Origin of the sequence: Enterobacter sp. V87_3 (genome assembly GCF_029967835.1) — a bacterium.
GTDB lineage: Bacteria > Pseudomonadota > Gammaproteobacteria > Enterobacterales > Enterobacteriaceae > Enterobacter > Enterobacter cancerogenus.
In genome coordinates this window covers 48024-67619 of sequence record NZ_JASCAM010000010.1, presented here as the reverse complement: position 1 = coordinate 67619, position 19596 = coordinate 48024, and the positions used below count along the sequence as shown (strand labels likewise).

The following is a 19596-nucleotide window of genomic DNA, read 5'->3' as shown; positions in this document are numbered from 1 at the left end:
CAATCCAGCAGCATTGCGCCCGTTTTTGACTGTGATATGCATCACAAAATCATTGATTTTTGTGATGGTGGTCATATTATAAGCGCAGAGAAAATAACACCTGCATAACACGTTACTGGAGCATCAAATGAAACTGCGCAAAATCCTGAAAAGCATGTGGGCAAACTACTGCAACACCTTCAAAGACGTCCCACCGGGTGCGATGTTCTGATAAAAACCTGCTTCGGCAGGTTTTTTTATGTCTGCTGGCGACGAGAGGGAGATGAAAGGGCGTACGTTTTGCTACTATGGCGGCCTTTAAAAAAGGAGAAACCCCATGTCACAAAACCTGAGCGCCGATCAGGAACTGGTATCTGACGTCGTCGCATGCCAGTTGGTTATCAAACAAATCCTTGATGTGATTGACGTTATCGCGCCGGTAGAAGTGCGCGAGAAGATGTCCACCCAACTGAAAAACATCGATTTCACCAGCCATCCTGCTGCGGCCGATCCGGTCACGCTTCGCGCGATCCAAAAAGCCATCGCGCTGATCGAGTTGCGTTTCACGCCGCAGGGTGAGTCTCACTAAAATAAACCGATGTTTTGAATTTAGAAACCGTTTTCTGCTCAAACAGCGAAGGGCGACGCTGACCGTCGCCCGGAGAAGGATTCAGAAGAACGTTTGTACCAGCAGATAGCTGGCCGCACACGCGCAGCTCACGCCGATAAGTCCAGGCAGAATAAAACTGTGGTTGATGATGAATTTGCCGATGCGGGTCGTTCCTGACCTGTCGAACCCGATGCAGGCCAGATCGCTCGGGTAGGTTGGCAGCACGAAGTAACCATAGGAGGCCGGGAAGAAGGCGATCAGCATTTTCGGATCGATGCCCAGCATCAGCCCCATCGGGGCGACGGCGGTGAGTGCCGCCGCCTGGCTGTTCACCAGCTTCGACACCAGAAACAGGACGATGGCGTAGGTCCACGGATGGCTTTTGACCACCCCCTCCAGCGCCATTTTCAGCTCATCAAGATGCGCCTGAAAGAAGGTGTCGCTCATCCACGCAACGCCAAACACCGAGAAAATGGCGACCATCCCCGCTTTAAAGACCGCACCGTTCGAAATGGCAGAGGCGTTGACCTTGCAGGCTATCAGCATCACCGCCCCGGCAATCAGCATCATCATCTGGATGACGAGGTTCATCGACAGGGCGGTTAATTTGCCTTTTACCTCGAAGGCCGGCCGCAGTTCTGGCAGCGCACCCAGCAGGACAACCACCGCGATCCCGGCAAAGAAGATCCATGTCGACCAGTAGGCCTGTTTTGGAAAACGATGATTCATCAACGTTTCCGTTCCGCCGTAGATAAACTCGCGCTGTTTCGGATCGCTTAACTTTTTCTGAAACTCGGCGTCATCCGCCAAATCTTTACCTCGGCGCAGGCTCCACAGGGCCGCGACGGCTACCCCGAACAGCGATGCGGGAACGGACACCGCCAGGATTTCGAGGATCCCCCACGCGTGCCCAATCCCGTGCTGGGCGCCGAGGATCGACACCAGCGAAACGACGGCTACCGAAACGGGGGAGGCGGTGATCGCCATCTGAGAGGCAATCGATGCCACGGCCATCGGGCGCTCTGGCCGTATCCCTTTTTTCAGCGCGATATCGGCCACAATCGGAAACATGGTGTACACCACGTGCCCGGTGCCGCAGAGAAACGTCAGCGTCCAGGTGGTGAAGGGTGCGAGGAGGGTAATGTGCTGCGGGTGTTTGCGCAAAAGCCGCTCGGCGAACTGCATCATCACGTTCAGGCCGCCCGCAGTTTGCAGCGTGGCGGCGCAACCGATAACGGCCAGAATGGTCAGCATCACGTCGACCGGCGGTTTGCCGGGCTGAAGCCCAAACACGAAACTGAGAATAAACAGGCCAATCCCGCTTATCAGCCCAAGCCCCATCCCGCCGAAGCGGGTGCCGACCAGCAGGCAGAGGATAATGACAACAAACTCAATGGTGATCATGATGCTCCCTCGTCAATGATAAAGTCTCTGGCTAAATCATTACACGAAGCAGGGTTATTCATTGGGAGCGGGATCGGATTTGTTAAATCTTAAAGAAAGCAGGGAGTTGCTGTGAGAGGGGAGCCTGCCCCTATTGCGGGGGCAGGCAATGACGACTCAGTGCTGCTGGCAGGTAACAATGTCGAGCAGGTGACGATCGGTCTGTTCGAGGCACAGACCTTCACGTTTGGCGTTGCGAATCTCATCCGCCAGCGCCTTCAGCAGCATGCCATCCTGCTGCTGCTCTTTGTTCATGTCGCGCAGAAAATTCAGCGTGGTGCTGTCCTGCTGCGCCTTCGCTTCTTCCGCCAGTTTGCTTAAGGTGTCGCAACGCTGCTCATATTCCTGCAGCGTTTTCTGGAAGAGTTCTTCGAGGGAGGCGTAGTGTTCTTCCGTCATTGCGCGCGCGGTGACGATGGGATTTGCCCCGACATCCTTCATAAAGTCGAAGACGCGCATCATATGGGTGACGTTATTCTGCGCCTGGCTACGGAAAAAGGTAGCCGTACCGTTGAGGCTTTTTTCAGAACACCACTCGCTCAGATGAAGATGCAGATTAGAGGCATAAAACTCAAGGTTCATCTGGGCATTCAGTTTTTGAATCATCGTTTGGGTAGCCATACTCATATCCTTATTGATGCTGGGACATAACGTCCGCTGCTTAACCTGACCCGGCAGGTTGTGATACAGACCAAAGAGATCTTATTTTCAGAAACAGGTTTTCTGCTGTGGCGCGTACTGACCGAATGTTCACTTCCTGTGTTCGATATAAAAAGCATAGCCCTGTCGCTGGATTAAGAAAACTCTTAATCACGTGGTGTTAACCTAACATTACAAAGTTTAATATAGTTAAAATTTTTAAACGTGACGGGAAAATTTTAATTTATTAAGTCGTTGATATATAAATATTTTAAAAAATATGGTGGAGATTGTGCTAATTAATAATTTATCTCAGGTTAAAGGGCGCTTTTTTTGAAACCTTATCCAGGTTAATTCTTGAGAATATATTGAGCATGTTCTTATTGAGTCAGATCAGTTTTGTCGCGTTCACCTGAAATGTGATCGTCGCGAAAGTTTGTTCTTGCCAGATGTGGGAAAGTGAAACAATGTTTTAATTGTGAAAACTTCAGAGGTTTGACATGGCAAGAGTTGCAGTTCTGCTGGCACCCGGTTTTGAAGAAGCGGAAGCCATCATCACCATTGATATTCTGCGCCGTTTGGCAATTGACGTCGACACCCTGGCGTGTGCAGAGTCCCGCGCGGTCATGAGTTACCACAACATTCCCATGGTGGCCGACAGCACGCTGTCTGAGCGCCGCGACACCCTGTATGACGCCGTGGTGATCCCCGGCGGGCCGCAGGGCAGCGTGAACCTTGCGGCAGATCGTGAGGTTATCCGTTTCATTTCCCTGCACGATGAGTGTGGAAAGTGGATTTGCCCTCTCTGTTCGGCAGCCGCGCGCGTGCTGGGCGGCAACGGGCTGCTGAAGGGCCGCCGCTACGTCTGCTCCGGCGATTTATGGCAAACGGTTGAAGACGGCGAATACGTTGATGCGCCGGTGGTGGAAGATAAAAATCTGCTGAGCGGCAAAGGTCTGGGCCATGCGTTCGACTTTGCGCTAACGCTGTCTGCTCGCCTGCTGGGCGATGAGGTGCCCGTTCGCGATCACGCTGAGCATATTTACTACGCCTGGTAATGTCCGTGCCGGATGCTACAGGCATCCGGCCTACAGGGACTTCTGAGCTGGTCTTATGGATTATTCTGCTTAACCCCTTCCGATTTGTCAGACAATTCCTGCCGTTTTTATGTCTTTTTTCGCTGAATTTATGTACGCAATTACTGTAATTCTGCGGTGTGATATTGCTCTCTTATGGATGATTAATTTCCCGCTAAAACTATCTGCAGCACGACCGCTTATGACGAGGTAAGCGCTAATGTCTTGTTTTACGTCCGATTAAATAAAAAGCACGCTGTTAATCCCTACAGAAAAGAATATTAAAGCTGGAGTTTACCATGCACAAATTTACTAAAGCGCTGGCGGCCATCGGCCTGGCTGCCGTTATGTCACAATCCGCTATGGCAGAAAATGTAAAACTCGGTTTTCTGGTTAAACAACCTGAAGAACCGTGGTTCCAGACCGAGTGGAAATTCGCCGATAAAGCCGGGAAAGATTTAGGCTTTGAGGTGATCAAAATCGCCGTGCCGGACGGTGAAAAAACGCTGAACGCCATCGACAGCCTGGCGGCCAGCGGCGCGAAAGGGTTCGTTATCTGTACGCCCGATCCTAAGCTTGGGTCCGCGATCGTTGCCAAGGCGCGCGGGTACGACATGAAGGTGATTGCGGTTGATGACCAGTTTGTCAATGCCAAAGGCAAACCGATGGATACCGTCCCGCTGGTGATGATGGCCGCGACTAAAATCGGCGAGCGCCAGGGCCAGGAATTATATAAAGAGATGCAAAAACGCGGCTGGGACGTTAAAGAGACCGGCGTAATGGCCATTACCGCCGACGAGCTGGATACCGCGCGTCGTCGTACTTCCGGCTCTATGGATGCCCTGAAAGCCGCCGGCTTCCCGGAAAAACAGATCTACAAAGTGCCCACCAAATCTAACGATATCCCGGGCGCATTCGATGCGGCGAACTCAATGCTGGTGCAGCATCCGGAGGTTAAACACTGGCTGGTGGTCGGCATGAACGACAACACCGTGTTGGGCGGCGTGCGTGCAACCGAAGGCCAGGGCTTCAAAGCACCTGACGTGATTGGCATTGGTATTAACGGTGTCGATGCCGTCAGCGAGCTGTCGAAAGCGCAGGCGACGGGCTTCTACGGTTCTCTGCTGCCAAGCCCGGACGTTCACGGCTACAAATCCAGCGAGATGCTCTACAACTGGGTGACCAAAGGGGCTGAGCCGCCGAAATTCACCGAAGTGACTGACGTGGTGCTGATCACCCGCGATAACTTCAAAGAGGAGCTGGCGAAAAAAGGACTGGGCGGTAAATAACAGGCTGTGATTGTGCCCCTTACTTACCGTAAGGGGCCTGACGTACACACAACAGGTATCACGGAGTCGTTATGCAACAGTCCTTACCGTATCTCTCTTTTCGCGGCATCGGTAAAACCTTCCCCGGTGTAAACGCGCTGACCGATATCAGCTTCGACTGCTATCCCGGCCAGGTTCACGCCCTGATGGGGGAGAACGGCGCGGGAAAATCCACGCTGCTCAAAATTCTCAGCGGTAACTACACGCCCACCACCGGCACGCTGGCTATTCGCGGCGAAGAGGTCGCCTTTGCCGACACCACGGCGGCGCTCAACGCGGGCGTTGCCATCATCTATCAGGAGCTGCACCTTATTCCTGAGATGACCGTAGCGGAAAATATCTATTTAGGCCAGTTGCCGCATAAAAGCGGCGTGGTCAATCGCTCGCTGCTGAACTATGAAGCGGGCCTGCAGTTAAAACACCTCGGGCTGGACGTCGATCCGCAAACGCCCCTGAAGTATCTCTCCATCGGCCAGTGGCAGATGGTGGAAATCGCCAAAGCGCTGGCGCGTAACGCCAAAATCATCGCCTTTGACGAGCCAACCAGTTCGTTATCCGCGCGGGAAATCGACAATCTTTTCCGGGTGATCCGCGAGCTGCGCAAAGAAGGCCGCATCATTTTGTACGTGTCTCACCGCATGGAGGAGATTTTCGCCTTAAGCGATGCCATCACGGTATTCAAAGATGGCCGCTACGTGCGCACCTTCACCGATATGCAGCAGGTCAACCATGACCAGCTGGTGCAGGCGATGGTCGGGCGCGATCTCGGAGATATTTACCACTGGAAACCGCGCGAGTACGGGCCGGAACGCCTGCGTCTGGACACCGTGAAAGCGCCCGGCGTGCGTACGCCCATTTCGCTTTCGGTGCGCAGCGGTGAAATTGTCGGGCTGTTTGGCCTGGTCGGGGCCGGGCGCAGCGAGCTGCTGAAAGGGCTGTTTGGCGGTACGCGCATTACCCAGGGGCAGATTCTGGTTGACGGGAAAAAAGTCGATATTCAGAAGCCTGCCCACGCCATCACCGCTGGCATCATGCTCTGCCCGGAAGATCGCAAGGCAGAAGGGATTATTCCGGTGCACTCGGTTCGCGACAACATCAATATCTCTGCTCGCCGCAAGTTTATCCGCGCCGGATGCCTGATCAACGACGGCTGGGAGTCGAGCAACGCCGAACACCACATCCGTTCGCTGAATATCAAAACGCCGGGTGCCGAACAGCTGATCATGAACCTTTCAGGCGGAAACCAGCAGAAGGCGATCCTGGGCCGCTGGCTGTCGGAAGACATGAAGGTGATTATGCTCGACGAGCCGACGCGCGGCATCGACGTGGGGGCGAAGCACGAAATCTATAACGTCATTTATGAGCTGGCAAAACGGGGCGTGGCGGTGCTATTCGCCTCAAGCGATCTGCCAGAGGTCCTCGGCGTTGCCGATCGCATCGTTGTGATGCGTGAAGGGGAAATTGCCGGTGAATTGCTGCATGAACAGGCGAATGAACAACTGGCGTTGAGTCTCGCCATGCCTAAAGTTAGCCAGGCTGTCGCCTGAGTAAGGAGTCAATGATGTCCTCTGTTACTACATCCGGAGCGCCGAAGACGGCATTCAGTTTTGGGCGCATCTGGGATCAGTACGGCATGCTGGTGGTCTTTGCCGTGCTGTTCCTCGCCTGCGCCATATTCGTTCCAAACTTCGCTACCTTCATCAATATGAAGGGACTCGGGCTGGCTATCTCGATGTCCGGCATGGTGGCCTGCGGGATGCTGTTTTGTCTGGCCTCCGGCGATTTTGACCTGTCTGTGGCCTCGGTCATTGCCTGTGCGGGGGTGACCGCCGCGGTGGTGATCAACCTGACCGAAAGCCTGTGGATCGGCGTGCTGGCAGGGCTGATGCTGGGCGTGTTGAGCGGTCTGGTGAACGGGTTTGTTATCGCCCGGTTGAAAATCAACGCGCTGATCACCACCCTTGCCACCATGCAGATCGTTCGCGGCCTGGCCTACATTATCTCTGACGGAAAAGCCGTTGGGATTGAAGATGAGCGTTTCTTCACCCTGGGTTATGCCAACTGGCTGGGCCTGCCTGCGCCCATCTGGCTGACCGTTGCCTGCCTGATCCTGTTTGGTTTCCTGCTGAACCGCACCACCTTTGGCCGCAATACCCTGGCGATTGGCGGTAACGAAGAGGCGGCGCGTCTGGCGGGCGTACCTGTGGTGCGCACCAAAATCATCATCTTCGTGCTCTCGGGGCTGGTCTCGGCGGCGGCGGGGATTATTCTGGCCTCGCGCATGACCAGCGGCCAGCCAATGACCTCCATCGGTTATGAGCTGATTGTCATCTCAGCCTGCGTGTTAGGCGGGGTTTCGCTGAAAGGAGGCATCGGAAAAATCTCATATGTGGTGGCGGGGATATTGATTTTGGGGACGGTGGAGAACGCCATGAACCTGTTGAATATTTCACCGTTCTCGCAGTATGTGGTGCGTGGCCTGATCCTGCTGGCAGCCGTGATATTCGACCGTTACAAGCAAAAAGCGAAGCGCACGGTCTGAGTTTTTTCCTGGCGTAAACCTGCTCAACTAATAACCATAGTTGACCCTCCTGCCGCCCCGCCAGTTTTGCTGGCGGGGCGGTTGCTAAATGGCGAGCAACGTCACACTGTCTATACTTACATGGCTATGAAAGGGGGAAAGACGTTTGTCCCTCGTCAACTGTAAGGAGGAAAAGGGTGGCTGACTTGTTAACTGCACCGCCTGTACTATCTGGTAACTATGCCTGGTTTTTTGATCTCGACGGGACGCTCGCCGGGATCCAGCCGCATCCTGACGATGTTGTGGTACCGGATACGGTGTTAGAGGATTTGCATCAGCTCTCGCAGATGAACGCTGGAGCACTGGCATTGATTTCAGGGCGCTCTATGGCTGAGCTGGATATGCTCGCCGGGCCTTACCACTTTCCGCTGGCTGGAGTACACGGAGCGGAGCGCCGCGACATCCATGATCAATTGCATATTGTCTCGCTTCCAGAGGCGTTGATTAACACGCTGCATGCGGAGCTTATCGCGTCGCTGGCACAGCTTCCGGGCACCGAACTGGAAGCCAAAGGCATGGCCTTTGCGCTGCACTATCGCCAGGCACCTCACCATGAAGCGGCGATATTTTCCATTGCCCGTAGCCTGGCTGATGCACACCCTCAGCTTGCGCTCCAGCCGGGTAAATGCGTGGTAGAAATCAAACCTGAAGGGATAAATAAAGGTGCCGCCATTGCTGCATTTATGGCTGAGCCACCGTTTAAAGGCAGGACGCCGGTATTTTTTGGGGATGACCTGACCGATGAGGCCGGGTTCAGTGTGGTAAACCAGGCCGGAGGGATATCTGTCAAAGTCGGCCCTGGAGAAACAAGTGCCAAATGGCGGCTGGAAAGTGTCGCCAGCGTCTGGCAGTGGATATCTGACGTCGCTAACCAGCAACAACAACAAATAGCGCAAAACAACGGGAGAAATCATTATGGGTCGCTTAGTCGTCGTCTCTAATCGCATCGCACCGCCGGATGATAAAAAAGCCAGCGCAGGTGGCCTGGCGGTAGGGGTGTTAGGTGCCCTGAAAGCCGCCGGTGGCCTCTGGTTCGGCTGGAGTGGGGATATCAGTAATGAAGAGAAACCGCTGAAGAAAGTCACGCGCGGCAACATCACCTGGGCCTCGTTCGCCCTGAACGAAAAAGACTATGACGAGTACTACTCGGAGTTTTCCAACGCCGTGCTGTGGCCCGCTTTTCACTATCGTCTGGACCTCGTTAAGTTTCAGCGCGAGGGCTTTGAAGGCTACATGCGGGTGAATGCCCTGCTGGCGGATAAACTGCTGCCTTTAATCGAGGAAGACGATATTTTATGGATCCACGATTATCATCTTTTGCCCTTTGCCAGAGAGCTGCGTAAACGGGGCGTCAATAACCGGATTGGCTTCTTCCTGCATATCCCTTTCCCGACGCCGGAAATCTTCACCGCGCTGCCTCAGCACGACGAGATCCTCGAGGCCCTGGCGGATTACGATCTGCTCGGCTTCCAGACTGAAAACGACAGGCTGGCCTTCCTCGACAGCATTTCGGGTAAAACGCGTCTGGTAACGCGCGAGGGCAAATCCCACACCGCATGGGGCAAAGCTTTCCACACCGAGGTTTATCCTATCGGGATTGAGCCTGACGAGATTGCCGAACAGGCGTCAGGGCCGCTGCCGCCAAAACTGGCGCAGCTGAAGAACGAACTCAAGCATGTGAAAAACATCTTTTCGGTAGAGCGCCTGGATTACTCCAAAGGGCTGCCGGAGCGTTTCCTGGCCTACGAGACCCTGCTGGAAAAATTCCCGCACCACCACGGTAAAATCCGCTATACCCAGATTGCGCCAACCTCGCGCGGCGAAGTGCAGGCCTATCAGGATATTCGTCACCAGTTAGAAACCGAAGCCGGACGGATCAACGGCCGCTACGGGCAACTAGGCTGGACGCCGCTGTTCTATCTCAATCAGCACTTCGATCGTAAGATCCTGATGAAGGTCTTCCGCTATGCGGATGTCGGCCTGGTTACGCCGCTACGTGACGGGATGAATCTGGTGGCAAAAGAGTATGTCGCAGCACAAGATCCTGCCGACCCTGGCGTGCTGGTGCTGTCGCAATTTGCCGGTGCGGCCAATGAGCTCACCTCTGCGCTTATCGTCAACCCTTATGATCGGGATGACGTCGCCAATGCGCTGGATCGCGCCCTGACGATGCCGCTGACGGAACGTATTTCACGCCACGCTGAGATGATGGAAACCATTCGCAAGAATGATATCAATCACTGGCAGGCGCGGTTCATTGAGGATTTGCGCGCCATTACCCCGCAGGACAGCGAGGGACATCTGCAAAAAAAGATCGCGACCTTCCCTAAACTGGCGTGATTATTCTCGGGGGCATTAACTGCCCCCGAGAGGCACCAGCAAAACATCTACCAGACTTGAGCCAACAATTGATTTCGCCGAGCAGGCAGCCCGGGAAAAAAAGCTCTGGTTATGATTCCCGCAAATTACTAAATCAATATTTTGATGACGACACATGCTCAGTATGTGTTCGTTTAATTCGCCTGTGGCAATGACGGTTTCCTGAACCGGATAATTCGCTTTCTCCACCAGTTCCCGCAGAAAGGCTTTTGTTTCCTCCTGCAGCACGTCGCGAATATCTTCGAGCATTGGGGCGGCCATCTGATTATACATTTCCGGCTCGGCGGCAAGGGTGATCAGGCTGATGCGGGCGTTGTTAGGCCGGGCGATAGAGACCGCGCGGGCAACAAGCTGGTGGCTTTCCGGGGAAACAGCAACGGAAACAAGAAGATGGGAGTAACTCATCACACACTCCTTTGGCGGCTGAGAAACGGTATATATTCAGCATTACCGCGAAACTCCCGAGTCTGCAAGAGGGGACCATGTCATTAGTGTGACGCTTATCATAATTATTCATTAATTATTCTTATAAGAAGAATAACTGAAAAGTATGTCTAAATGAAAAAAATTAACAACTTAATACAAATCACAAAATTAAATGCTTGTTCAGTTAAATCATTCTGAAACGTTATTAACGCATTCGGGATAATTGCTGTCTGATACTACCTGCGCGGCCAGGTGTGTTAAATCACTGATTAATAAAGATAACCAATATCGTACCTGACGTGGTAGACGATTTTAACATTACTGCAACCTTAAGAGCATCAAAAAGTACTTCTTCACACCCATTTGTTCACACTTCTGCATGAGTATTCGATCATAAAGAATATAAAACAGTGTGATTTGCTCAATTGTTAACCAACTTACAAGTCTCGCTGATGGGTTTATGGAGTATATTCACTCAATTTATGTGACGCAGATCACATTTTTTTTAAAATTCGGGGGAGGCTGGATTGTATGTGGCAAAACTGACGAGTAGAGTTTGCGTCGAATTAGGAAAAATCTTAGTTATTTGTAAGAAATGATAAAAGGCGTAAGCGATGCGTAAAGACGTGTCGGGGTCACTGCGCGTTTTACTGCATAAGCATACAAATCTTAATTCAACTATGCATTTGGCCTTTTCTTTTATACCGGGTGATTTCCCGGCGACATCACGGGGTGCGGTCTGTCCGCATAAAAATAATAGTTGGTTATTCGGGATGGGAAAAATGCATACATCCGAGTTGCTAAAACATATCTATGACATCAACTTGTCGTATTTATTGCTTGCACAGCGTTTGATTAGTCAGGACAAAGCATCCGCAATGTTTCGTCTGGGTATTAACGAAGAGATGGCCACCATGTTGGGCGGATTAACGCTCCCGCAAATGGTAAAACTGGCAGAGACCAATCAGCTTGTTTGCCAGTTCCGCTTTGACAGTCCGCAGACCATTACGCGTCTGACCCAGGATTCCCGCGTTGACGATCTCCAGCAGATCCACACCGGTATTCTTCTTTCCACCCGCTTGCTCACCGAAATCAGCCAGCCTGATGACGCTGCCCGTAAGAAAAGGGCATAAAAAATGAGCGAGAAAAGCATTGTTCAGGAAGCCCGTGACATACAGCTGGCAATGGAACTCATTACGCTGGGTGCGCGTTTACAAATGCTGGAAAGCGAAACGCAGCTGAGCCGTGGCCGTCTTATTAAACTGTATAAAGAGTTACGTGGTAGCCCACCGCCGAAAGGCATGCTGCCGTTTTCGACCGACTGGTTTATGACCTGGGAGCAGAACATTCATGCGTCTATGTTCTGCAACGCATGGCAGTATCTTCTGAAGACGGGGCTGTGCACCGGCGTCGACGCCGTGATCAAAGCCTATAAGCTTTACCTTGAGCAATGCCCACAGCAGGAAGAAGGTCCTCTGCTGGCGCTAACCCGCGCATGGACGCTGGTGCGTTTTGTTGAAAGCGGAATGCTGCAACTGTCGCGCTGCAACTGCTGCGACGGCAATTTTATCACCCATGCACATCAGCCCGTAGGCAGCTTTGCCTGCAGTTTATGTCAGCCGCCTTCCAGGGCAGTAAAAAGACGTAAACTTTCCCGGGATGCTGCCGATATTATTCCACAACTGCTGGATGAACAGATCGAACACGCTGTTTAACCCGACCTTGTGGGCAAGATTCCAGCAGCGGTAAGTCATTACCGCTGCTTTTTTTTACCCGCATTTTGGGCACACTGTCGAAATGAACGTCCTGCCATAGTCACTAGCGGAAGGATGATGTCGTGCTTATCTTATTAGGTTACCTGGTAGTTCTCGGTACAGTTTTCGGCGGTTACATGATGACCGGCGGGCACCTTGGAGCACTCTATCAACCGGCTGAACTTATTATCATCGGCGGCGCAGGGATAGGGGCTTTTATCGTTGGCAACAACGGTAAATCGATCAAGGGGACGCTGAAAGCTATTCCACTGCTGTTCCGTCGCTCGAAATACACCAAAAGCATGTACATGGATCTGCTGGCACTGCTCTATCGCCTGATGGCGAAGTCGCGTCAGCAGGGGATGTTCTCGCTGGAGCGTGATATCGAAAACCCGAAAGAGAGCGAAATCTTCGCCAGCTACCCGCGTATTCTGGCCGATGCCATGATGCTGGATTTCATCGTCGATTACCTGCGCCTGATCATCAGCGGCAACATGAACACCTTCGAAATCGAAGCGCTGATGGACGAAGAGATCGAGACCCACGAAAGTGAATCCGAAGTGCCGGCGAACAGCCTGGCGCTGGTGGGTGACTCGCTGCCTGCATTCGGTATCGTCGCGGCGGTAATGGGCGTGGTTCACGCGCTGGCCTCGGCGGATCGCCCGGCGGCGGAGTTGGGGGCGCTGATCGCCCACGCTATGGTGGGCACTTTCCTCGGTATTTTACTGGCGTACGGTTTTATCTCCCCGCTGGCCAGCGTGCTGCGCCAGAAAAGCGCCGAAACCACCAAAATGATGCAGTGCGTGAAGATCACCTTGCTCTCCAACCTCAACGGTTACGCGCCGCCTATCGCCGTGGAATTCGGGCGTAAAACCCTGTACTCCAGCGAACGTCCGTCGTTCATCGAGCTGGAAGAACATGTGCGCGCGGTGAAAAATCCAAACCAACAGACGACCACTGAGGACGCATGAAAAACCAGTCCCATCCGATCGTCATCGTAAAAAAGCGCAAGCATAAGGGGCACGGGCACGGCTCGCACGGCTCCTGGAAAATTGCTTACGCCGATTTTATGACCGCCATGATGGCCTTTTTTCTGGTGATGTGGCTGATCTCCATCTCCAGCCCGAAAGAGCTGATTCAGATTGCGGAATATTTCAGAACACCGCTGGCGACGGCAGTGACCGGTGGGCAGCGTATTTCTAACAGTGACAGCCCCATTCCGGGCGGCGGCGATGATTACACCCAGCAAAAGGGTGAGGTGAAAAAAGAGCCGAACATCGACGAGCTGAAAAAACGGATGGAGCAGGCGCGCCTGAAAAAAGTGCGCGGGGATCTGGATCAGCTGATTGAGGCCGATCCGAAGCTGCGCGCGTTACGTCCGCACCTGAAGATTGACCTGGTGCAGGAAGGGCTGCGCATTCAGATCATCGACAGCCAGAACCGCCCGATGTTCAAAACCGGCAGCGCGGAAGTGGAACCCTATATGCGCGACATTCTGCGGGCGATTGCGCCGGTGCTGAACGGCATCCCGAACCGGGTCAGCCTCTCCGGGCACACGGATGATTTCCCCTATGCCAGTGGCGAAAAAGGGTACAGCAACTGGGAGCTTTCTGCCGATCGTGCCAACGCCTCGCGTCGCGAGCTGGTGGCGGGTGGGCTTGATGATGGCAAGGTCCTGCGCGTGGTCGGCATGGCAGCAACCATGCGCCTCACCGACCGCGGGCCGGATGACGCCATCAACCGTCGTATCAGTCTTTTAGTGCTGAACCAGCAGGCGGAGCAGGCCATCCTGCATGAAAACGCCGAAAGTCAGAATGAGTCACTGGACGATTTAAAACAGCCTGGGGCCGTCCCTTCGGCTGCCGTTCCAACATCGCCACCAGCCAATCCGAGGTGATAGCGTGAGCATGGATATTAGCGATTTTTACCAGACATTCTTTGATGAAGCCGACGAGTTATTGGCTGATATGGAGCAACACCTGCTGGATCTGGTGCCTGAAGCACCGGATTCAGAGCAGCTGAATGCCATCTTCCGGGCAGCGCACTCCATTAAAGGCGGCGCCGGAACCTTTGGTTTTACCATCCTGCAGGAAACGACCCATTTAATGGAAAACCTGCTCGATGAAGCACGACGCGGTGAGATGCAGCTCAATACCGATATTATCAACCTGTTTTTGGAAACCAAAGATATTATGCAGGAACAGCTCGACGCCTATAAAAGTTCGACAGAGCCTGATGCAGCAAGCTTTGAATACATCTGCAATGCGCTTCGCCAGCTTGCGCTGGAAGCAAAAGGCGAGGCCGCCGCGCCTGCCGTCCCTGCTGCGAAACTGAGCGTTGTCGATGCGGTTTCGCCAGCCGATGCCACGCCTGCCGCCGGGCAGCCCGCAAAATTGCGCGTGGTTCTCTCTCGTCTGAAAGAGAATGAAGTCAATCTGCTGGAAGAAGAGCTGGGTAACCTGGCGACCTTAAGCAACGTGGTGAAAGGCAAAGACAGCCTGGCGGCGACGCTGGACGACGGGATCGACCAGGACGACATCGTGGCGGTCCTGTGCTTTGTTATCGAAGCCGACCAGATTGCCTTTGAAACCGAAACGCCCGTTGCTGACGCCCCGGCGCCAGTGGAAGAGGGTGTTGCTGAGGTCGCTGCGCCTGCAGTAGTGCCTGCAGCGCCTGCGCTGAAAGCCGTGCCGAAAGAGCCGGCAGCGCCTGGCCGCGGTGAAAAGCCCGCGGCGCGCTCCAGCGAATCCACCAGCATCCGCGTGGCCGTTGAGAAGGTCGACCAGCTGATTAACCTGGTGGGCGAACTGGTGATCACCCAGTCCATGCTGGCCCAGCGCTCTAACGAGCTGGACCCGGTCACCCATGGCGATCTCATCACCAGTATGGGCCAGTTACAACGTAACGCTCGCGATCTGCAGGAATCGGTGATGTCCATCCGTATGATGCCGATGGAGTATGTCTTTAGCCGCTTCCCGCGCCTGGTGCGCGATCTGGCCGGTAAGCTCAACAAGCAGATTGAGCTGACGCTGATGGGCAGCTCAACCGAACTGGATAAGAGCCTGATCGAACGCATTATCGATCCGCTGACGCACCTGGTGCGTAACAGTCTTGACCACGGTATTGAACTGCCGGAAAACCGCATCGCAGCGGGGAAATCTCCGGTGGGCAACCTGATCCTTTCTGCGGAACACCAGGGCGGTAACATCTGCATCGAAGTGACCGACGACGGTGCCGGTCTGAACCGTGAGCGTATCCTGGCGAAAGCGGTATCGCAGGGCATGGCGGTGAACGAAAACATGACCGATGAAGAGGTCGGCATGCTGATCTTCGCGCCGGGCTTCTCCACCGCCGAGCAGGTGACGGATGTCTCCGGGCGTGGCGTGGGCATGGACGTGGTGAAACGTAACATCCAGGAGATGGGCGGCCACGTCGAGATCAAGTCTAAGCAGGGGGCCGGCACCACCATCCGCATCCTGCTGCCGCTGACGCTGGCGATCCTCGACGGCATGTCCGTTAAGGTGGCCGACGAGGTCTTTATCCTGCCGCTGAACGCGGTGATGGAGTCGCTGCAGCCGCGCGAAGAAGATCTGCATCCGCTGGCGGGCGGCGAGCGCGTGCTCGAAGTGCGCGGGGAGTACCTGCCGCTGGTCGAGCTGTGGAAAGTATTTGAAGTGGACGGTGCAAAAACCGAGGCCACGCAGGGCATTGTGGTGATTTTGCAAAGCGCCGGTCGCCGCTATGCGCTGCTGGTCGATCAGCTGATTGGTCAGCACCAGGTGGTGGTGAAGAACCTCGAAAGCAACTATCGCAAAGTGCCAGGCATTTCTGCTGCCACCATTCTCGGGGATGGCAGCGTGGCGCTGATCGTCGATGTGTCGGCGCTTCAGGGATTAAATCGTGAACAACGTGTGGCGTACACAGCCGCCTGATTAAGTAGAAGGTAAAAACATGACCGGTATGAGTAATGTAACGAAACTGGCGGGCGAGCCATCAGGACAGGAATTCCTGGTTTTCACGTTAGGTGATGAAGAGTACGGTATCGACATCCTTAAGGTGCAGGAGATCCGCGGTTACGATCAGGTTACGCGCATTGCCAACACGCCTGCTTTTATCAAGGGCGTGACTAACCTGCGCGGCGTCATCGTGCCTATCGTTGACCTGCGCGTGAAGTTCAGCCAGGGCGACGTAGAATACAACGATAATACCGTGGTGATTGTGCTGAACCTCGGCCAGCGCGTGGTGGGGATTGTGGTTGATGGTGTATCCGATGTACTGTCGCTCACCGCCGATCAAATCCGTCCGGCACCGGAGTTTGCGGTCACGCTGTCCACCGAATACCTGACGGGGCTGGGCGCGCTCGGCGAACGTATGCTGATTCTGGTGAACATTGAGAAGCTGCTGAACAGCGATGAGATGGCGCTGCTGGATATCGCGGCGAGCCACGTGGCCTAAAACGATACCGGGTGGCGCTCACGCTTACCCGGCTTATACGTTCGAGCATTTTTAGGCCGGGTAAGGCGAAGCCGCCACCCGGCTTTTTTACACCCTTACGCTTCCTGTTCCACCAGCTCAGCTTCCGCTTCCCGCGCACCTTCGTTTTGCGACAGCATCGCCGTGGCAATCCCGTTCCCCAGCACGTTAATGGCTGAACGCCCCATATCGAGGAAGTGATCGATACCCATCAGCAGCAGAATACCGGCAACCGGAATATTGAAGCTCGGGATCGTTGCGGCCAGCACCACCAGCGAAGAACGCGGTACGCCCGCGATCCCTTTCGAGGCCAGCATCAGGGTCAGCATCAGCACTGTCACTTCCGTAAAGCTCAGGTGAATATTGTAAGCCTGGGCGATAAACATTGAGGCAAACGAGCAGTACACCATCGATCCCACCAGGTTAAAGGAGTAACCGATCGGCAGGACGAACGAGGCGATATTGCGCGAGCAGCCAAAACGTTCCAGCTGTTCCAGCGTTTTTGGGTATGCCGCTTCAGAACTGCTGGTGGTAAACGCCACCAGCACCGGATCTTTCAGCATGCTGACCAGGCGAAATACCTCTTTTTTCAGCACCATATAGCCCACCGCCAGCAGCACCAGGCAGGTGAGGAGGATAGCCACATAGTAGCCGCCGATGAACGAGGCATAGTTCAGCAAGATCCCAAGCCCCTGGGTGGCAATCACCGAAGAGATGGCCGCAAAAATAGCCAGCGGGGCGACGTACATGACGTAGCCGGTGACCTTCAGCATGATATGCGAGACCACATCAAGCGCGGCAACCAGCGGAGCGTTGAATTTTTGCCCCAGCGACGCGCCACCAATGCCGAAGAACAGCGAGAACACGACAATTTGCAGGATCTCGTTATCCGCCATCGCCCCGGCGATGCTGGTCGGGATGGTGTGGGAGAGAAAAGCTTTCAGCGTCATGCCGCCCACCGCCAGACCGGTATCCACCGCTTCTGTCGGAATGGTGAGATTCAGGCCGCTGCCGGGACGTTCCAGGGTGACGATAAATAACCCCACCAGAATAGACAGCACGGAGGAGCTGATAAACCAGACCATCGCTTTACCGCCGACGCGCCCGATGGTTGAGGTTTCGCCGAGCTTCATGATCCCGACCGTTAAGGTGCTGAACACCAGCGGCGCAATCACCATTTTAATCAGCCGCAGGAAAATATCGGTCAGCAGCGTAATGTTCTCCGACCAGGCTTTTACCGCCTCCGCTGGCGCATATTCATGAATAACCGCCCCTGAAAGAATACCCGCCAGCATGAATATCACGATGAAGAGCGTGAGTTTGTTTGCACTTGCCACGAAAAGACCCTCTGTGTGCTTAGGTTTCACCGGCGCTTATGCATATAAATTTTTTATTTAAGCGCAGGAAAAGATTCGGCACATAAATTGGATTAAAGCGGAGGGAGTTACAACTCCTTTTTAATTTTTATTAAATTAGTTGTGAAACGCCTGACGATATATTGTGATGCACATCACACTATAGGCGATATATCCTCGGGAAATGACTATAAAAACTCTGCATGAAGAATGTAATCGTTTGTATTTAAATGAAATAGTCTGTCAATACGGCAAAGGTATGGGGGTAAATGGCAAAAGTGGTTGAAGCGAACGCCATAAACTAAATTCTCCATAACCCCCTCGGTGGAATGTTAAGCGGGGCTAACATATTGAGTGCATTAAATAAAATGCGGAAAGCGAATGGCGACATCTTCTGGAGGGTGGTCAATGAAAAGAATACGCCTTTTAATCTGTGCAGGTACGCTGCTGTCAATTATCCCGGCCCATCAGGCGCTGGCGGTCACCAGTAACGGCACTATCGGCGCAACGCTGACTCTCACGAATGGCTGCCTGATTAACGGCTCGCCTACGCAAAACGGCATCAACTTCGGGACCCTGGATTTCGGGACCCATCCCGCAACGTTTTCCACGCTCACCACGCAGTTGACCGGTGCCAGCGGGGGCAACACCTTCACCATTCAATGTACGACCGCCAGCTATACGGTGGCGATCACCGGTAATACCAACTCCACCGCGCCCGGCAGCGTTGTGGGGACGCCAGGCACGCCTGCACGCTATCTGATCAACTCCGCGAATGCGGCACAGGGCGTGGCCTACAGCCTCTACAGCGACAGCGGGTTCAACAACGCTATTGCCAACAACGCGGCGTTGCCCGTCGCCTCAACGGCAAACGGGATCGACAGCTATACCCTGTACGGGCGGATCACCGGCGGGGGCAACAGCGTGACCGTCGTGCCGGGCACCTATACCGATACCATTAACGTTAGCGTGACTTACTAGTCCAAAGCAGCCATGAGGGCATCCTTGCTGTGTCTGCGCAAACGCGCAGAGGGGATCGTGCAGCCATTTTTTGCGCTTCTTGTTGGTGTGCTGACGGTGCCTTCTGCCGGGGCAGTCACGTCACAATCGTTCAGGGTGAGCGCGACGATTGTGCCGGGCTGCTCGGTGACTACCGGCACGGGCGGGGTGTTAGGCACGCTTGATTTCGGCACGCACACCGGCGTTGAGCGTGCGTCGGTGAACACCAGCTTCGTCCCCAACGGCGCGTTGTCTATTGCCTGCACGCCGGGAGTGGCGCTGAGCATGAGCATCAATGGCGGGCAAAACTACGCTTCGGTGCGTCGGATGACGCGCAGCGGCGGGGCCGATGTGGTGGGCTACCGCCTCTACAGCAGCAGCTCTCTGGCTGCGAACAGTGAAATAGGGGTCAACCAGGCGATTCCGGTGACCTATACCAACAGCAATAACATTGCGCTGCCGCTTTTTGGCGTGGCGCTTCTGACCGGGTTTAGCCCGGCAGGTACGTATTCAGATCAACTCACCGTGACCTTGTCATGGTGAAAAGGGAGAAC

20 protein-coding genes are annotated in these 19596 nt (G+C 54.2%); 16 read left to right on the top strand and 4 right to left on the bottom strand.

Annotated elements, in window-relative coordinates; all coding sequences use genetic code 11:
* The first annotated feature begins 127 nt into the window (after positions 1 to 127).
* Both azuC and QLG21_RS00880 read left to right on the top strand, forming a co-directional pair.
* On the top strand, positions 128 to 211 hold the full coding sequence (gene azuC / locus QLG21_RS00885; RefSeq protein WP_014832437.1) for a stress response protein AzuC: 84 nt from the start codon (positions 128 to 130) through the stop codon (positions 209 to 211).
* Between the two features lie 105 nt (positions 212 to 316).
* Complete coding sequence (locus QLG21_RS00880) at positions 317 to 568, top strand: DUF2766 family protein (RefSeq protein ID WP_006176098.1); 252 nt, start codon at positions 317 to 319, stop codon at positions 566 to 568.
* A gap of 81 nt (positions 569 to 649) precedes the next feature.
* Here the strand turns inward: QLG21_RS00880 and QLG21_RS00875 are convergent, their stop codons facing one another.
* A complete protein-coding gene (locus QLG21_RS00875; protein ID WP_282483676.1) occupies positions 650 to 1993 on the bottom strand; it encodes an anaerobic C4-dicarboxylate transporter in 1344 nt (447 codons plus the stop codon).
* Positions 1994 to 2149: 156 nt separating this feature from the next.
* Positions 2150 to 2653, bottom strand: coding sequence for a non-heme ferritin-like protein (locus QLG21_RS00870; protein ID WP_042320087.1), 504 nt, complete (start codon positions 2651 to 2653; stop codon positions 2150 to 2152).
* A gap of 518 nt (positions 2654 to 3171) precedes the next feature.
* Here QLG21_RS00870 and QLG21_RS00865 point away from each other — a divergent pair.
* The 6 genes from QLG21_RS00865 (at position 3172) to otsA (ending at position 9996) form a co-directional block, all read left to right on the top strand.
* Positions 3172 to 3729 (top strand): DJ-1/PfpI family protein, encoded by a 558-nt coding sequence (locus QLG21_RS00865; RefSeq protein WP_282483675.1) that lies wholly within the window; start codon positions 3172 to 3174, stop codon positions 3727 to 3729.
* Between the two features lie 317 nt (positions 3730 to 4046).
* Entirely contained in the window at positions 4047 to 5036 is a 990-nt protein-coding gene (gene araF / locus QLG21_RS00860) for an arabinose ABC transporter substrate-binding protein AraF (RefSeq protein WP_282483674.1), read from the top strand.
* Between the two features lie 71 nt (positions 5037 to 5107).
* A complete protein-coding gene (gene araG / locus QLG21_RS00855; RefSeq protein WP_006176093.1) occupies positions 5108 to 6622 on the top strand; it encodes an L-arabinose ABC transporter ATP-binding protein AraG in 1515 nt (504 codons plus the stop codon).
* A gap of 14 nt (positions 6623 to 6636) precedes the next feature.
* On the top strand, positions 6637 to 7617 hold the full coding sequence (gene araH, locus QLG21_RS00850; RefSeq protein ID WP_042320084.1) for an arabinose ABC transporter permease AraH: 981 nt from the start codon (positions 6637 to 6639) through the stop codon (positions 7615 to 7617).
* Positions 7618 to 7793: 176 nt separating this feature from the next.
* Positions 7794 to 8597, top strand: coding sequence for a trehalose-phosphatase (gene otsB, locus QLG21_RS00845; protein WP_282483673.1), 804 nt, complete (start codon positions 7794 to 7796; stop codon positions 8595 to 8597).
* Positions 8572 to 9996, top strand: coding sequence for an alpha,alpha-trehalose-phosphate synthase (gene otsA, locus QLG21_RS00840; protein WP_282483672.1), 1425 nt, complete (start codon positions 8572 to 8574; stop codon positions 9994 to 9996). Before otsB ends, otsA begins: the two co-directional genes overlap by 26 nt.
* 15 nt (positions 9997 to 10011) lie before the next feature.
* Here otsA and uspC read toward each other — a convergent pair whose 3' ends face one another.
* Complete coding sequence (uspC, locus tag QLG21_RS00835) at positions 10012 to 10440, bottom strand: universal stress protein UspC (RefSeq protein WP_282483671.1); 429 nt, start codon at positions 10438 to 10440, stop codon at positions 10012 to 10014.
* A gap of 803 nt (positions 10441 to 11243) precedes the next feature.
* Here uspC and flhD point away from each other — a divergent pair.
* The 6 genes from flhD to cheW all read left to right on the top strand — a co-directional run bounded on the left by flhD (position 11244) and on the right by cheW (position 16670).
* Positions 11244 to 11594 (top strand): flagellar transcriptional regulator FlhD, encoded by a 351-nt coding sequence (flhD, locus tag QLG21_RS00830; RefSeq protein ID WP_042320082.1) that lies wholly within the window; start codon positions 11244 to 11246, stop codon positions 11592 to 11594.
* Between the two features lie 3 nt (positions 11595 to 11597).
* Positions 11598 to 12176 (top strand): flagellar transcriptional regulator FlhC, encoded by a 579-nt coding sequence (gene flhC / locus QLG21_RS00825; protein WP_137848863.1) that lies wholly within the window; start codon positions 11598 to 11600, stop codon positions 12174 to 12176.
* Positions 12177 to 12298: 122 nt separating this feature from the next.
* Positions 12299 to 13186, top strand: a complete 888-nt coding sequence (motA, locus tag QLG21_RS00820) for a flagellar motor stator protein MotA (protein ID WP_152081445.1) — start codon at positions 12299 to 12301, stop codon at positions 13184 to 13186.
* Entirely contained in the window at positions 13183 to 14112 is a 930-nt protein-coding gene (motB, locus tag QLG21_RS00815; protein ID WP_137848862.1) for a flagellar motor protein MotB, read from the top strand. Before motA ends, motB begins: the two co-directional genes overlap by 4 nt.
* A gap of 4 nt (positions 14113 to 14116) precedes the next feature.
* The gene (gene cheA / locus QLG21_RS00810) at positions 14117 to 16147 is read left to right on the top strand and encodes a chemotaxis protein CheA (protein WP_282483670.1); all 2031 of its coding nucleotides are present in this window, start codon (positions 14117 to 14119) and stop codon (positions 16145 to 16147) included.
* A gap of 19 nt (positions 16148 to 16166) precedes the next feature.
* Entirely contained in the window at positions 16167 to 16670 is a 504-nt protein-coding gene (gene cheW, locus QLG21_RS00805; RefSeq protein ID WP_006176083.1) for a chemotaxis protein CheW, read from the top strand.
* 95 nt (positions 16671 to 16765) lie between these two features.
* Here the strand turns inward: cheW and QLG21_RS00800 are convergent, their stop codons facing one another.
* Positions 16766 to 18025 (bottom strand): dicarboxylate/amino acid:cation symporter, encoded by a 1260-nt coding sequence (locus QLG21_RS00800; protein WP_282483669.1) that lies wholly within the window; start codon positions 18023 to 18025, stop codon positions 16766 to 16768.
* Between the two features lie 426 nt (positions 18026 to 18451).
* On the opposite strand from QLG21_RS00800, the gene QLG21_RS00795 reads away from it, so the two are divergent.
* A complete protein-coding gene (locus QLG21_RS00795) occupies positions 18452 to 19024 on the top strand; it encodes a spore coat protein U domain-containing protein (protein ID WP_282483668.1) in 573 nt (190 codons plus the stop codon).
* A gap of 12 nt (positions 19025 to 19036) precedes the next feature.
* Positions 19037 to 19585 (top strand): spore coat U domain-containing protein, encoded by a 549-nt coding sequence (locus QLG21_RS00790; RefSeq protein ID WP_282483667.1) that lies wholly within the window; start codon positions 19037 to 19039, stop codon positions 19583 to 19585.
* Positions 19586 to 19596 lie beyond the last annotated feature (11 nt).

Excerpts from the sequence above, each read along its gene's own strand:
- azuC (WP_014832437.1), top strand. The coding sequence starts at position 128 with ATGAAACTGCGCAAAATCCTGAAAAGCATGTGGGCAAACTACTGCAAC.
- QLG21_RS00795 (WP_282483668.1), top strand. The coding sequence starts at position 18,452 with ATGAAAAGAATACGCCTTTTAATCTGTGCAGGTACGCTGCTGTCAATT.
- QLG21_RS00790 (WP_282483667.1), top strand. The coding sequence starts at position 19,037 with ATGAGGGCATCCTTGCTGTGTCTGCGCAAACGCGCAGAGGGGATCGTG.
- cheW (WP_006176083.1), top strand. The coding sequence starts at position 16,167 with ATGACCGGTATGAGTAATGTAACGAAACTGGCGGGCGAGCCATCAGGA.
- flhC (WP_137848863.1), top strand. The coding sequence starts at position 11,598 with ATGAGCGAGAAAAGCATTGTTCAGGAAGCCCGTGACATACAGCTGGCA.
- motB (WP_137848862.1), top strand. The coding sequence starts at position 13,183 with ATGAAAAACCAGTCCCATCCGATCGTCATCGTAAAAAAGCGCAAGCAT.
- araH (WP_042320084.1), top strand. The coding sequence starts at position 6,637 with ATGTCCTCTGTTACTACATCCGGAGCGCCGAAGACGGCATTCAGTTTT.
- QLG21_RS00880 (WP_006176098.1), top strand. The coding sequence starts at position 317 with ATGTCACAAAACCTGAGCGCCGATCAGGAACTGGTATCTGACGTCGTC.
- flhD (WP_042320082.1), top strand. The coding sequence starts at position 11,244 with ATGCATACATCCGAGTTGCTAAAACATATCTATGACATCAACTTGTCG.
- araG (WP_006176093.1), top strand. The coding sequence starts at position 5,108 with ATGCAACAGTCCTTACCGTATCTCTCTTTTCGCGGCATCGGTAAAACC.
- QLG21_RS00865 (WP_282483675.1), top strand. The coding sequence starts at position 3,172 with ATGGCAAGAGTTGCAGTTCTGCTGGCACCCGGTTTTGAAGAAGCGGAA.
- araF (WP_282483674.1), top strand. The coding sequence starts at position 4,047 with ATGCACAAATTTACTAAAGCGCTGGCGGCCATCGGCCTGGCTGCCGTT.
- otsA (WP_282483672.1), top strand. The coding sequence starts at position 8,572 with ATGGGTCGCTTAGTCGTCGTCTCTAATCGCATCGCACCGCCGGATGAT.
- QLG21_RS00875 (WP_282483676.1), bottom strand. The coding sequence starts at position 1,993 with ATGATCACCATTGAGTTTGTTGTCATTATCCTCTGCCTGCTGGTCGGC.
- uspC (WP_282483671.1), bottom strand. The coding sequence starts at position 10,440 with ATGAGTTACTCCCATCTTCTTGTTTCCGTTGCTGTTTCCCCGGAAAGC.
- QLG21_RS00870 (WP_042320087.1), bottom strand. The coding sequence starts at position 2,653 with ATGGCTACCCAAACGATGATTCAAAAACTGAATGCCCAGATGAACCTT.